The 13203-nt window shown below is 76.4% G+C and carries 13 protein-coding genes and 1 pseudogene; 5 read left to right on the top strand and 9 right to left on the bottom strand.

The features are described from left to right. Window positions 1-150: 150 nt before the first annotated feature. Together MY520_RS17875 and MY520_RS17870 are read left to right on the top strand one after the other, a co-directional pair. On the top strand, window positions 151-1332 hold the full coding sequence (locus tag MY520_RS17875; RefSeq protein ID WP_436693907.1) for an alcohol dehydrogenase catalytic domain-containing protein: 1182 nt from the start codon (window positions 151-153) through the stop codon (window positions 1330-1332). A gap of 177 nt (window positions 1333-1509) precedes the next feature. Continuing rightward, window positions 1510-2706 (top strand): MFS transporter, encoded by a 1197-nt coding sequence (locus MY520_RS17870; protein ID WP_436693906.1) that lies wholly within the window; start codon window positions 1510-1512, stop codon window positions 2704-2706. Window positions 2707-2713: 7 nt separating this feature from the next. On the opposite strand, the gene MY520_RS17865 is transcribed toward MY520_RS17870, so the two are convergent. Next, a complete protein-coding gene (locus tag MY520_RS17865) occupies window positions 2714-4045 on the bottom strand; it encodes a D-arabinono-1,4-lactone oxidase (protein ID WP_436693905.1) in 1332 nt (443 codons plus the stop codon). Window positions 4046-4154: 109 nt separating this feature from the next. On the opposite strand from MY520_RS17865, the gene MY520_RS17860 reads away from it, so the two are divergent. Beyond that, window positions 4155-5378, top strand: a complete 1224-nt coding sequence (locus MY520_RS17860) for an amino acid deaminase/aldolase (RefSeq protein WP_436693904.1) — start codon at window positions 4155-4157, stop codon at window positions 5376-5378. Between the two features lie 7 nt (window positions 5379-5385). Here the strand turns inward: MY520_RS17860 and MY520_RS17855 are convergent, their stop codons facing one another. The 4 genes from MY520_RS17855 to MY520_RS17840 all read right to left on the bottom strand — a co-directional run bounded on the left by MY520_RS17855 (window position 5386) and on the right by MY520_RS17840 (window position 8840). After that, window positions 5386-5784, bottom strand: coding sequence for a hypothetical protein (locus MY520_RS17855; protein WP_436693903.1), 399 nt, complete (start codon window positions 5782-5784; stop codon window positions 5386-5388). 168 nt (window positions 5785-5952) lie between these two features. Next, window positions 5953-7572, bottom strand: coding sequence for an ABC-F family ATP-binding cassette domain-containing protein (locus MY520_RS17850; protein ID WP_436693902.1), 1620 nt, complete (start codon window positions 7570-7572; stop codon window positions 5953-5955). 30 nt (window positions 7573-7602) lie between these two features. Then, window positions 7603-8580, bottom strand: a complete 978-nt coding sequence (locus tag MY520_RS17845) for a zinc-binding dehydrogenase (RefSeq protein ID WP_436693901.1) — start codon at window positions 8578-8580, stop codon at window positions 7603-7605. 65 nt (window positions 8581-8645) lie between these two features. Then, entirely contained in the window at window positions 8646-8840 is a 195-nt protein-coding gene (locus MY520_RS17840; RefSeq protein WP_436693900.1) for a three-helix bundle dimerization domain-containing protein, read from the bottom strand. 204 nt (window positions 8841-9044) lie between these two features. Here MY520_RS17840 and MY520_RS17835 point away from each other — a divergent pair, with 204 nt between their 5' ends. Next, window positions 9045-10325: a phosphoribosyltransferase family protein gene (locus MY520_RS17835; protein ID WP_436693899.1), complete on the top strand. Its 1281-nt coding sequence runs from the start codon at window positions 9045-9047 to the stop codon at window positions 10323-10325. Here the strand turns inward: MY520_RS17835 and MY520_RS17830 are convergent, their stop codons facing one another. From MY520_RS17830 to MY520_RS17815, 4 genes are read right to left on the bottom strand one after another with little or no spacing between them, the layout of a single operon-like run. Continuing rightward, complete coding sequence (locus MY520_RS17830; RefSeq protein ID WP_436693898.1) at window positions 10326-10751, bottom strand: DUF1801 domain-containing protein; 426 nt, start codon at window positions 10749-10751, stop codon at window positions 10326-10328. Between the two features lie 9 nt (window positions 10752-10760). Further along, window positions 10761-10886, bottom strand: a complete 126-nt coding sequence (locus MY520_RS17825; RefSeq protein ID WP_436693897.1) for a hypothetical protein — start codon at window positions 10884-10886, stop codon at window positions 10761-10763. A gap of 31 nt (window positions 10887-10917) precedes the next feature. After that, a complete protein-coding gene (locus MY520_RS17820; RefSeq protein ID WP_436693896.1) occupies window positions 10918-11496 on the bottom strand; it encodes a class I SAM-dependent methyltransferase in 579 nt (192 codons plus the stop codon). A 13-nt stretch (window positions 11497-11509) separates the two neighbouring features. After that, complete coding sequence (locus MY520_RS17815) at window positions 11510-12316, bottom strand: SDR family NAD(P)-dependent oxidoreductase (protein WP_436693895.1); 807 nt, start codon at window positions 12314-12316, stop codon at window positions 11510-11512. Between the two features lie 249 nt (window positions 12317-12565). Here MY520_RS17815 and MY520_RS17810 point away from each other — a divergent pair. Next, window positions 12566-13203, top strand: a pseudogene (locus tag MY520_RS17810) (hypothetical protein); the annotation flags it as partial.

Raw genomic sequence — 13203 nt, 5'->3', positions numbered from 1 at the left:
GCACTGATGTCATTCAACGTTGCGTAGAACCGATGTGACTCACAGTGCCTGACGCGCCGGGCCGCGCCGGAAACACGCGCGACCTACGTCACGAAGGGGCAGGAGGCACTCGTCGGACCCCTCCGGCGACGATCCGAGGAGTGCATCCCCATGCGCGCAGTGACCTGGCACGGCCGAGCCGACGTCCGCGTGGACACCGTCCCCGACCCGACGATCCAGGAGCCCACCGACGTCGTCATCGAGGTGACGTCGAGCGGCATCTGCGGCTCCGACCTCCACCTGATCGAGGTGATGGCGCCGTTCATGACGGTGGGCGACGTGATGGGTCACGAGCCGATGGGCGTCGTCCGCGAGGTCGGCTCCGAGGTGACCGCGGTCACGCCCGGCGACCGGGTCGTCGTCCCCTTCAACATCTCCTGCGGCACCTGCTGGATGTGCTCGCAGGGCCTGCAGTCCCAGTGCGAGACGACGCAGAACCGCGACCAGGGCTTCGGTGCCTCGCTGTTCGGCTACACCAAGCTCTACGGCCAGGTGCCCGGCGGCCAGGCCGAGTACCTGCGGGTGCCCTTCGGCAACACGCTGCCGATCAAGGTGCCCGAGGGCCTGCCCGACGACCGCTTCGTCTACCTCTCCGACGTCGTGCCGACCGCGTGGCAGGCCGTGCAGTACGCCGCGGTGCCCCCCGGCGGCACGCTGCTCGTCCTCGGGCTCGGGCCGATCGGCGACATGTGCACCCGCATCGCCCACCACCTGGGCATCGAGAAGGTGTACGCCTCCGACGTCGTCCCGGAGCGGATCCAGCGGGCCACCGCCCGCGGGACCGAGGTGATCCGGACGACGGACAGGAAGGACGTCGTGCGCGCCATCCAGGAGGCCACCGAGGGCCGCGGCGCCGATGCGGTCATCGACGCGGTCGGGATGGAGGCGCACGGCTCGCCGCTGGCCGCGCTCGCGCAGAAGGCCACCGCGGTCGTGCCCGACGCCATCATGGAGAAGGTCATGCAGGTGGCCGGCGTCGACCGGCTGGCGGCGCTGACCACGGCGATCGACGCGGTCCGCCGCGGCGGGACCATCTCGCTGTCCGGCGTCTACGGCGGGGCCACCGACCCGCTGCCACTGATGCGGATGTTCGACAAGCAGATCCAGCTGCGCATGGGGCAGGCCAACGTCTGGCGCTGGGTCCCCGACATCCTGCCGCTGCTGACCGAGGGCGATCCGCTCGGCGTGGACGACTTCGCCACCCACCGGGTGCCGCTGGAGCAGGCGCCCGAGGCGTACGCGAACTTCCGCGAGAAGAAGGACGGCACGGTCAAGGTGCTGCTCAAGCCCTGACCGTCCCCGGGCGCCCTCCCGCGGGCGGGCGCCCGTGTGAGCAGACCCACGCGGCGTCCCGGGCATGTCCCCCCGGGACGCCGCCTTGGCTCCGAGAGGGTCCTGTGCGCCGGGACCCCCGGCAGGACGACGCAGTCCGCCCCACTCGTCCGTGCCCGCGTCCCTGGAGCCGCTCCCGTGCCCCGCGCCCTGCTCGCCCTCGCCGTCGGCGCCTTCGGCATCGGCACCACCGAGTTCGTCGTGATGGGCATGCTGCCCCAGATCGCCGACGGTCTCGGCGTCTCGGTGTCCGCCGTCGGCATGCTCATCTCCGCCTACGCCATCGGCGTCGTCGTCGGCGCCCCGACGCTGACCGCGCTCGGGGTGCGCTTCTCGCCCCGGCAGACGCTGGTCGGCCTCATGGTGGTGTTCGTCGTCGGCAACGCGCTGTCGGCGCTGGCGCCCACCTACGAGACGCTGGCGGCCGCCCGCGTGCTCACCGCCCTCGCGCACGGCTCGTTCTTCGGCGTCGGCGCGGTGGCCGCCCGCCGGCTGGTCGCACCCGAGAGGGCCACCCGGGCGATCTCGCTGATGATGGTCGGGCTGACGCTGGCCAACGTCATCGGCGTCCCGCTCGGCACCTTCGTCGCCCAGCAGGCCAGCTGGCGGCTGGTCCTGGGCGCGGTCGCGGTCATCGGCCTGGTCACGATCGCCGGCCTGCTGGCCTGGATGCCGGGGGACGTCGGCGAGCCCGGGGACCTGCGCGCCGAGCTGGCCGCGTTCCGCCGCGGTCAGGTGTGGCTGGTGCTGGGCCTGACCATGGTCGGGTTCGCCGCGCTGTTCGCCGTCTACAGCTACGTCAGCCCGATCCTCACCGAGCTCGGCGGCATCCCCGAGGCGTGGGTGACCCCCGTGCTCGCGCTCTTCGGCGTCGGCACCACCGTGGGCACCCTGCTCGGCGGCCGCTTCGGTGACCGCTACGGCTTCTCCTTCGTCGCGGTCGGGCTGCTCGGCACGGCCGTCGTCCTGGTCGCGCTCGTCTTCCTCGCCCGCACCCCGGTCGCCGCGGTCGCGCTGCTGGTCCTCTTCGGCACCATCGCCTTCTCCCTCGGCCCGGTCGTGCAGAACGGCGTCATCGAGGCGGCGCAGGTGCGCGGCGGCAGCCTGGTGTCGGCGGCCAACCAGGGTGCGTTCAACGTGGCGAACGCCCTCGGCGCAGGACTGGGCGCCCTCGTGCTGACCGCGGGGTTCGGCTACACCGCCCCGATGTGGGTCGGCGCCGTCGTCGCGGTGGTCGGCGCCGGCATCGCCGTCCTCGCCCGGTCGGTCGGCCGCCGGCAGCCGGCACCGGCGAACGAGGCGCGGCTCGCCGAGGTGGGCAGCACCCCCGCATAGCGACGGGTCAGCGGCCCGGCGCCGGCCCCAGCACCCGGTCGAGGTGGGCGTTGGCGAGCACGCCGGTGGGGTCCAGCCGGTCCCGGACGGCGAGGAACTCGTCGAAGCGGGGATAGCGCTGCCGCAGGACGTCGGCGTCCAGGCCGTGCAGCTTGCCCCAGTGCGGCCGCCCCCCGACCTCCCCGGCGATCGCCTCCAGGGCGGTGAACCAGGGGCCCGGGTCGGTGCCGGCCGGGACGTGGGCGGCGATGTAGGCGGTGTCGCGACCGGACGCCGTCGACAGCGGGATGTCGTCGGCGGCGGCCAGCCGGACCTCCACGGGAAAGGCCGTGCGCCAGTCGCCGGCCTCGTGGACCCGGCGCAGCTCGGCCAGCACGTTGGGAGCCGCGGCGCGCGGCACGGCGTACTCCATCTCCAGGAAGCGCACCCGCCGCCGGCTGACGAACACCCGGTGCGAGTGGTCGGTCCAGCTGCGCGGGCCGAGCGCGCGGGCGGAGACGCGGGCCAGCGGCGGCACCAGCGCCGGCACCCGGCGGCCGGCGGCGACCACCCCGGCGAAGGCGGCGTTGGCGAGGATCTCGTCGTCCCACACCGCCCGCCAGCGGGGCAGCGGGTCCAGCCCCTCGGCCAGCGGCACCCGGGTGTTGCACTTGACCAGCGTCGCGTCGGTGTGCGGGAACCAGTAGCACTCGACGTGGTCGGTGCAGGTCATCAGGTCCTCGAAGCCGCGCAGCGCCGTCGACAGCCGTCCCGGCCCCTCGACCGCGTGCAGCGCGAACGCCGGCTCGGACTGCAGGGTCACCGCGGTGACCACGCCGAGGGCGCCGAGCCCCACCCGGGCGGCGGTGAAGACCTCGGGGTGGCTCTCGCGGTCGCAGTGCAGCACCGCGCCGTCCGGGGTGACCAGCTCGAGCCCCCGCACCTGCGTGGCCAGCCCGCCGAAGCGGGCGCCGGTGCCGTGCGTGCCGGTGGCCAGCGCACCGGCGACGGTCTGCCGGTCGACGTCGCCGAGGTTGGTCAGCGCCCAGCCGGTCCGGGCGAGCTCGGCGTTGAGGCGGTAGAGCGGCGTCCCGGCGCCGACGGTGACCAGCCCGTCCTCGCCGACCGCGATCCCGCACAGCTCGTCGAGCACCAGCTGCACGTCCTCCGGCCGCCCGATGGCGGAGAAGGAGTGGCTGCAGCCGATCGGGCGCACCCGCCGGCCAGCGCGCGCGGCGGCGGTGAGGACGGCGGCGACCTCGTCCACCGAGGCGGCGTGCACCACGTCCACCTCGGCGCGCTCGTTGCCCGCCCAGTTCCGCCAGCGCGCTGGAGCACCGGGCACCGCACTCCCCGTCACCCGGTCCTCCTCCGATCGGTCGCAGGAACTCTGCACGGCGGCGACAGCCCAGGTCAACGGCCCAGCAAGGGGGTTGACCCTCCGCTGTCGGGCGGCGACCCTCGCGCGGGTGCGCACCGTCCCCCCGTCCACCGAGGCCGCCCGCGCCCGGCTGGACCGGGCGACCGTCGAGCTCGACCCGCCGCTGGCCGTGGTCGACCTCGACGCCCTGGACGCCAACGCCGCGGACCTGGTCCGCCGGGCCGCCGGCCGGCCGGTCCGGGTGGCCAGCAAGTCCGTCCGCTGCCGCGCCGTGCTGCGCCGGGTGCTGGCCCGGCCGGGCTTCGCCGGCGTGCTCGCCTACGCGCTGGCCGAGGCGCTCTGGCTGACCGGCGGCGACGACCCGGTCACCACCGACGCCGTCGTCGGCTACCCGACGGTCGACCGGGCGGCGCTGCGCGCCCTGCTGGCCGACCCGGCGGCGGCCGGGCGGGTGACGCTGATGATCGACTCGGTCGACCACCTCGACGTCGTCGACGCCGTCGCCGCGCCCGGCCGGCGTCCGCCGGTCCGGGTCTGCCTGGACGTCGACGCCTCGCTGCGGGCCGCCGGTGGCCGGGTGCACGTGGGCGTGCGCCGCTCTCCGGTCCACGACCCGCCGCAGGCGGCGGCGCTGGCCCGCGCCGTGGCCGCGCGCCCCGGGTTCGCGCTGGTCGGCGTCATGGCCTACGAGGCGCAGATCGCCGGCGTGCCGGACGCGCCCACCCGCCGGCCGGTGCGCGGGCTGGTCGTGCGCGGGCTGCAGGCGCTGTCGGCCTGGGAGCTGGCCGAGCGGCGGGCCGCGGTGGTGGCCGCGGTCGCCGCCGTGGCGCCGCTGGAGTTCGTCAACGGCGGGGGCACCGGCAGCCTCGAGCGCACCGCGGCCGACCCGGCGGTGACCGAGTGCGCCGCCGGCTCCGGCCTCTACGCTCCCACCCTGTTCGACGGCTACCGGGCGTTCAGCGCCCGCCCGGCCGGCCTGTTCGCGCTGCCGGTGACCCGCGTGCCGGCGCCGGGCACCGTGACCGTCGCCGGGGGCGGGTGGGTGGCGTCCGGGCCGGCGGGCACCGACCGGCTGCCCCGCCCGGTGTACCCGGCGGGGTTGCGGCTGCTGGCCACCGAGGGCGCCGGTGAGGTGCAGACCCCGCTGCACGGACGGGCCGCGCAGCGGCTGGGCGTCGGCGACCGCGTCTGGTTCCGGCACGCCAAGGCCGGTGAGCTGTGCGAGCACGTCGACGTGCTGCACACCCTGGCCGGGGACGCCCTCACCGGCGCCGTCCCGACCTACCGCGGGGAGGGCCGGGCCTTCGGCTGAGCGAGCCTCAGTCTGCGTCGGCGCCCGCCAGCGCGCGGGCGGCCGCGGCGTCGTCCTCGTCGAAGCCGATCGCGCCGACCGTGCCGTGCTGGCGCACCTGCCCGTCGATCCAGCGGCGGTGCGCCTCCCACGCCGACTGGCGCGTGGTGCCCAGCGCCTGCCCGATCTCGGCCCAGGAGGCGCCGGCCACCCGCGCCGTCCGGACGGTCAGCTGCCGCCCCTGCCCGGCCTTGCGGGCGATCACCTCCCCGAGGGCCAGCAGCTCCAGGGCGTCGGCGCGGCCGAGCGGCCGCGGGCCGCCGGGGTCGTCGGGGTCGGCCAGCGAGTCACGCGTGCGCAACTCCTCGTACCGGCGGACGGCGGCGGCGAGCGTCAGTTCGCGGTCCAGGACGTCGATGTCGGCCATGACCCAGCGTCCGTCAGGCCACCCTGACTGTCAAGCCACCCTGACACCCGTGCCCCGCCCCCCGTTGATCATGGGCTTCTCCCCGGCGACACAGGCAGACCCGCCGGAACGAGGTTCCGGATCCCCATGATCAACGCGGAAGAGAGCCGGCGGAACGACGGCGGCCGATCAGCGGGCGCGCTGCACCCGGGTCTCGTCGAACACCGGCTCGGCCGACTCGTAGACCCGCCCGTCGGCACCGAACACGAGGAAGCGGTCGAAGGAGCGGGCGAACCACCGGTCGTGGGTGACCGCCAGCACCGTCCCGTCGAACGCCTCGAGCGCCTCCTCCAGCGCCTCGGCCGACAGCACGTCGAGGTTGTCGGTCGGCTCGTCGAGCAGCAGCAGCGTGGCGCCCGAGAGCTCCAGCAGCAGCACCTGGAAGCGCGCCTGCTGCCCGCCGGAGAGGGTGCGGAACAGCTGGTCGCCGGAGTCGGCCAGGCCGTAGCGCCGGAGGGCCGCCATCGCGCGGCCGCGGTCGACGCCGGGACGACCCGGCTCGCCGTGCCAGAGCAGGTCGACCAGCGTGCGCTCCTGCCACTCCGGATGGGCGTGGGTCTGCGCGAAGAACCCCGGCACCACCCGGGCGCCCAGCCGCCACGCGCCGGTGTGCGCGACGTCCTGACCGGCCAACAGCCGCAGGAAGTGCGACTTGCCCGCACCGTTGGCGCCCAGGACGCCGACCCGGTCGCCGTACCAGACCTCCAGGTCGAACGGCCGCATCAGCCCGGTCAGCTCCAACTGCTCGGCGATCACCGCCCGGACGCCGGTGCGCCCGCCCCGCAGGCGCATCGCCACCTTCTGCTCCGGCGGGCGCTCCGGCGGCGGGCCGGCCGCCTCGAACTTCGCCAGCCGGGTCTGCATCGCGTGGTACCGGTTGGCCATGTCCGGTGAGTTGGCGGCCTGCTGCTGCAGGGTGCGCACCAGGTCGATCAGCCGCTGGTGCTCCTCGTCCCACCGTCGCCGCAGCTCGGCCAGCCGCTCGTGCCGCGCCGTCCGGGCCGCGTGGTAGCTGACGAAGCCGCCGCCGTGCACCCACGCCGTCCCGCCCTCGACGGTGACCACCCGGTCGGCCACCCGCGCGAGCAGTTCCCGGTCGTGGCTGACGAACACGACGGTCTTGCGGGTGTCGAGCAGCCGCTCCTCGAGCCACCGCTTGCCGGGCACGTCGAGGTAGTTGTCCGGCTCGTCCAGCAGCAGCACCTCGTCGGGACCGCGCAGCAGCGCCTCGAGCGCCAGCCGCTTCTGCTCCCCACCGGAGAGCGTCGACAGCTCGCGGTACTTGCAGCGGTCGTAGGGAACGCCGAGGGCGGCGACCGTGACCGTGTCCCAGGTGACCTCGGCGTCGTAGCCGCCCGCGTCACCCCACTGCGCGAGCGCGTCGGCGTAGGCCATCTGCGAACGCTCGTCATCGGTCTCCATGAGCGTGAGCTCGGCGGACTCCAGCGTGTCCCAGGCCGCCCGGACGGCGGGTGGCGAGAGGTCGATGAGCATCCGCTGGACCGTGCTGTCGTCGCGGACGGAGCCGATGAACTGCCGCATCACGCCGAGGCCGCCGGTCCGGGCGATCGAGCCGGCCTCCGGGGTCAGGTCGCCGGCGATGATCCGCAGCAGCGTGGTCTTGCCCGCGCCGTTCTCCCCCACCAGCGCGGCGCGCGCCCCGTCCCCGATGCGGAAGGAGACGTCGTCGAGCAGCACCCGACCGTCGGGGAGGGTGTGCCGGATCCCGATCACGTCGACGTAGCCCACCCCGCCATCCTCCGGCGACCGGCAACCGCGTCACTCCCCGGGTCGGAGCACCACCTTGCCCATGGCCCGCCGCTGCTCGAGGTCCTCGTGCGCCCGGGCCGCCCGGGCGAGCGGGTAGGCGGTGACCAGCGGCGACCACGCCCCGGAGGCGACCCGCTCCAGTGCCCGCCCGGCCAGGCCCGGGATGCCGCCGGGGAGCGCCGCCATCCGCGGGCCGAGGCTCCAGCCCACCGAGATCCCGCGGGCGACCACGTCGGAGGTGTCGAAGGCGGTCGGCCGGCCCGCGGAGAACCCGAACAGCACCTGCCGCCCGCCGGGGCGGAGCAGCTCCAGGCAGGTCCGGCCCACCTCGCCGCCGACGCCGTCGTAGACGAGGCTCACCCCGCCCACGGCCGCGCGGACGGCGGCCGCCCAGCCCGGGTCGCCGTAGTCGACCAGCAGGTCCGGACCGAGGTCGGCCAGCCGCGCCAGCTTCGCCTCCCCGCGGGCGGCGGCCACCACGGTGGCGCCGGCGTCCCGGGCGGCCTGCACAAGCAGCCAGCCCAGCCCGCCGGCCGCGGACGGCACCAGGACGACGTCGTCGGCGGACGGCGGCTCGAGCTCCAGGATGCCCTGGGCGGTGCGGCCGGTGCCGACGGCGGCGACCGCGGCGTCGGCACCCACGTCGTCGGGCACGCGGAACAGCGAGCCGACCGCGGTGACCGCCTGCTCGGCGTACCCGCCCGGGACCGCGCCCAGGTGGGCGACCACGCGCGCGCCGAGCCAGGCGGCGTCGACGCCGTCGCCGACCGCGTCCACGCGGCCCGCGACCTCCCGGCCGGGGACGGTCGGCAGCTCGGGGAGCGGGACGGGGCCGGGCTCTCCCCGGCGCAGCGTGGTGTCGAGCAGGTGGACGCCGCTGGCCGCCACCGCGACCCGGACCTGACCGGGGTCCGGGTGCAGGTCGGGCAGCTCGTCGAGGACCAGGTTGCCGGCGGGACCGAAGGCGTGGAGTCGGATGGCGCGCACGCCGTCATCGAAGGAGTTCGAGCGCGCTCGAGGTCAACCCCTCCGGCGGATCCGACCCGCGCGGCTCAGCTCTGGGCCTCCAGCCGCGCCCGCGCCAGGCGCTCGACCAGCTCCGGCAGCGCGGTGGCCGGTACTCCGCTGAGGTCCCGTCGGCTGTTGCGGACCACGGTGCCGATCACCTGCGGCCGCAGGCGCGCCCGGAACTCGTCAGCGAGTCGGGCGACGGCCTGGTCGACGGCGGGATCGTCGGTCAGCGTCATGCGGTGGGCCCTCCAAGGGGGCGTGCCGGTGGGGTCGTGGTCGACACCGGTCGGCATCGGACGCCACCCAGGGTTGCGGGCGCCCGGAGGCGGCACCAGGGACCTAGGTCCCCGGCGGCCCGATCCGGCCGCCGCGGGGCACCGGCCTCTGGTCTCCCCGGGCCCGTGCGCGGAGCATGGGCACGGCAGCGGAGGAGGTGGCGCGTGCCGTTCGCCGACCGCAGGGACGCCGGGGCCCAGTTGGGCCGCCGGCTGGCGTCGATGGCCGGGCCCGAGGTCGTCGTGCTGGGCCTGCCCCGCGGCGGCGTGCCGGTCGCCGCCGAGGTGGCCCGCGCCCTCGGTGCGCCGCTGGACGTGATCCTGGTCCGCAAGCTCGGCCTGCCGCAGCGCCCGGAGCTGGCCATGGGGGCGGTCGGCGAGGACGGCGTCGTGGTGGTCAACGACGACGTGCTGCGCATGGGCCGCGTCGCCGAGCAGACCCTGGCCGACGTCCGGCAGCGGGAGCAGGAGGAGCTGGAACGGCGGGCCCGGCAGTTCCGCGGCGACCGTCCCCGGGCGCCGCTGGAGGGCCGGACGGCGGTGGTCGTGGACGACGGCATCGCGACCGGTGCCACGGCCCGCGCGGCCTGCGCCGTCGCGCGGGCGCACGGGGCGGCCCGGGTGGTGCTGGCCGCGCCCGTCGGCTCGCCGCAGTCGCTGCGCGAGATCGAGCCGGAGGTCGACGAGCTGGTCTGCCTGGAGAGCCCGTACCGGTTCGCCGCCGTCGGCCAGGCCTACGACGACTTCGGGCCCACGGCCGACGACGAGGTGGTCGAGCTGCTGCGGCGGTCGCGGGCCGGGAGCCCGGCGCCCCGGGACGACGAGGTGACCGCGGACGCCGGTGGGCTGTCCCTGCCCGGGCGGCTGACCGTGCCGGCGCGTGCCACGGCGCTGGTCGTGTTCGCGCACGGGAGCGGCAGCAGCCGGCACAGTCCCCGCAACCGGCGGGTGGCGGAGCTGCTGCAGGCCGCCGGGCTGGGCACGCTGCTGGTCGACCTGCTCACCCCGGCCGAGGAGGCCGACCGGAGCGCGGTGTTCGACGTCGAGCTGCTGGCGGAGCGGCTGGCCGCGGTCGCGGCCGACGTGCGCCGCGGGGACCTCGCGCGGCTGCCGCTGGGCTACTTCGGCGCCAGCACCGGCGCCGCGGCGGCCCTGTCGGCGGCCGCCCGGGACGACGGCGTCGGCGCGGTGGTCTCCCGTGGCGGGCGGCCCGACCTCGCCGGGGCGCGGCTGGGCGAGGTCCGCGCACCGACGCTGCTGATCGTGGGCGGGCGGGACGAGCAGGTCCTCGACCTCAACCGGGCGGCGCAGGCCCGGCTGTGCTGCGAGAACCGGCTGGCCGTCGTCCCCGGGGCCACGCACCTGTTCGAGGAACCGGGCACCCTCGACGAGGCCGCCGGGCTGGCCCGCGACTGGTTCACCGGCCACCTGAGCCGGCCGGGCTGATCAGGCGGCGTAGTAGGCGTTCCCGCCCGCCCTCGTGACCGCGACGGCGTCTCGGACCAGCGTGCCCAGCTCGCCGGCGTCCACCCTCTCCAGCGAGGTGAAGCGGATGCAGCTGCGGCCGCAGGAGACCTTCCCCAGCCGCTCCGCCCGCGTCTCCGGCAGGTACTCGCCGTCGACGACCGCGCAGACGTACAGCGACAGGTGCCGCTTCTGCGCCGCCAGGGCGATCAGCGGCCACATCGTCGTCTCCTTGGCCGACTTCGGGCGGTAGGGCATGAGGCCGTAGCCGAGCATCTGCTGCGCGCCGGCCGGCACCAGCTGCCGGTCGATGCCCGGCGCGGCGGCGGTGACCAGTGCGTCGACCCGGCGCAGCTCCTCCTCGCGCGGACCGGCCGCGGCGAACCAGGCCTCGATGTCGTTCTCCACTGCCCCTCCTCAGCCGAGCGCGAGGGACAGCACGGTCGCCCCGGCCACGATCACCAGCGCGAGCACCACGACGCCGGCGACCAGCCGCCGTCGTCGTCGCGCCCGCTCACCACCGACCCCGCCCATCCCCATCACGCGCGGCAGGCTACCGCCGGGGGACGACGTCTCAGGCCCTCCGCCGTCCCCAGAGCAGCGTGTCCAGCGCGGTGCCGGCCGGGGTCTCGCGGCGCACCTGCTCCAGCCGGTCGACGGCGAGCAACTCGGCCACCGGGGCCAGCCGGGCCACGCTGTGCAGGATCGCCGGGTCCTGCGGGCCGCCGACGCCGTGCGCCAGGTTGTCGACGTCGTGGCCCAGGACCAGCAGCCGACCACCGGGACGCAGCCAGCCCACGGCCCGCCGCAGCAGTCCGGTCGTGTCGGCCTCCGGCAAGTGCAGGTAGGCGACCAGCACGAGGTCGTGCGAGGCCGCCGGCGCGTCCCAGTCGAGGACGTCGGCGGTCACCCACGCCACCCGGTCGGCGCCGGGCCGCTCCCGGCCGCGGCCCAGCCCGGTCGCGGAGAAGTCGACCGCGGTCACCTGCCACCCGAGGTCGGCCAGCCACAGCGCGTGCCGCCCCTCCCCCGCCGCGAGGTCGACCGCCCGGCCGGGCACCAGGCCGGCGAGGAGCTCGGCGACCAGCGCGTTGGGCCCGGCCGACCACTGCTGCTGCTCGGCGTAGCGCGCGTCCCAGTCCTGTGCCCGCACGCCCGGCAGTGTGTCAGTGCAGGGCCATCCCGCCGGCCACGTTGAGCGCGTCGCCGGTGAGGTAGTCCGAGTCGCTGGAGGCGAGGAACAGCGCGGCGCGGGCCACGTCCTGCGGCTCGCCCGGCCGGCCAAGCGGCGAGTGCGCCGACCACTCGGCGACCTCGCGCCGGCTGCGCGCGGCGGTCCCGTGCAGCACGTTGCCCGGGCACAGGCAGTTGACCGTGATGCCGTGCGGGCCGAGCTCCTGCGCCGCGGCCCGGGTGAGCGCGACGACCGCGGCCTTGGCCGCGGCGTGGTGCGCCGGTCCGCCGCCGCCCGGCCCGCCGGCGCTGGTCACCGCGACGATCTTGCCGACGGCGTCGTCGCCGGGGGCACGGAAGCCGACCATCGCGCAGGCCGCGGCCTGGATGGCGACGAGCATGGACTGCGTCGGCAGCGTGAAGGCGTCGCCGAGGTCGACCGGGTCCATCTCCAGGAGCGGCGCGTACCGCTGCTCGCCGGCGCAGGTGACCAGCACGTCGACGCCGCCGAGCCGGCCGATCGCCTTCTCCATCGCCTCGCGGGTGTCGAGCGGGTCGGTCAGGTCCGCGCGGTACGCCCGCCCGCCGACCTCGGCGGCCAACCGGCCGGCCGACTCGCCGCGGGGGTCGACGACGGCGACGGTGGCGCCCTCGTCGGCGAAGGCCCGCACGATCGCCGCACCGATGCCCTCGGCCCCGCCGGTCACCACCACCCGCCGTCCGGCGAGCCGTCGTCCGCGCGGGCGGAGGGGGATGGGGGCGGCTGCGGGACGTGCCAGGTCTGTGTCGAGCTGGGTCATGGGGAGTCTCTCGATCGGGTGTGGTCCGGGGCCGCCGGTACCCACAGATCCCGCGCCCTCACCTCCGCGGAGTTCCGGACCCCGATGTGCAGCAACCGGGGGCCGCCGCGGTCGCCCGGCGCGGGGTCACGCCGGGTGACGGCGCGGACCGGAGTTCGCCCGTTCGGACGACGTCTCTCGGCGCGCTGCCGCCGCTCTCTGGCCATAACCTCGTGTGACTAATCGAGTACGAGGAGTGGGGGTGAGGAGATGTCCGACGATGCTCCTGCACGCCCCCACCGCCGGCTCGCCCGGACCCTGCTGCTCGGCGGGTTCGGCCTCGGCCTGTGGCTGGCCGGAGCGTCCGGCGCCTCGGCCGACGAGGGGCCCGCGTCCCCGGCAGCCCTGCTGACCGGGGTCGTGGACGCCGCGCTGCCCGACCTGGAGCCGGGAACCGACGCCCTCGGTGCGGTCGCCCCGCCGGTGGGCGCCGAACTCACCCGTGTCGCCCCGGCGATCGTCGCCCCGGTGACCGGAGCGGTGAGCCCGGTGGCCGACGTCGTGGCGCCCGTGGTCGCCGACGTCCTGCCCCCTGTCCGGGACGTCGCCGCGCCCGTGGCCGACGTCGTCACGCCGGTCGGGACCGGCGTCCTCCCGCGGGCGGCGGGTGTGCCGCAGCCCGTCGCCGGATCCGCCGCTGCGCTGCCGGCCGCCCCCCTCCCGCCGGCTCCGGACGCCGCCGCCGGTGCCGTGGGTCCCGCCGTGCCGGCCGTGTCGGGGGCGGTCCAGCCGGGCCCGGTCGCGGAGGCAGCGGACTCCGTCGCGCCGTCGCCGGTGCCGCCGCCCGCGAGCCCCCTCCCCGGCCCCCCGCCGGCCGTCCCGGCGCCCGCCGGGTCCGGCGGCACAAG

The organism is Geodermatophilus sp. CPCC 205506 (assembly GCF_051383635.1).
Taxonomy (GTDB): domain Bacteria; phylum Actinomycetota; class Actinomycetes; order Mycobacteriales; family Geodermatophilaceae; genus Geodermatophilus.
Note: the sequence above shows the minus strand (reverse complement) of the source record. Positions and strands in the feature narration are given on the sequence as shown.

Coding starts and splice junctions, on each gene's coding strand:
- MY520_RS17875 (WP_436693907.1), top strand. CDS start 151: ATGCGCGCAGTGACCTGGCACGGCCGAGCCGACGTCCGCGTGGACACC.
- MY520_RS17855 (WP_436693903.1), bottom strand. CDS start 5,784: ATGGCCGACATCGACGTCCTGGACCGCGAACTGACGCTCGCCGCCGCC.
- MY520_RS17840 (WP_436693900.1), bottom strand. CDS start 8,840: ATGACGCTGACCGACGATCCCGCCGTCGACCAGGCCGTCGCCCGACTC.
- MY520_RS17815 (WP_436693895.1), bottom strand. CDS start 12,316: ATGACCCAGCTCGACACAGACCTGGCACGTCCCGCAGCCGCCCCCATC.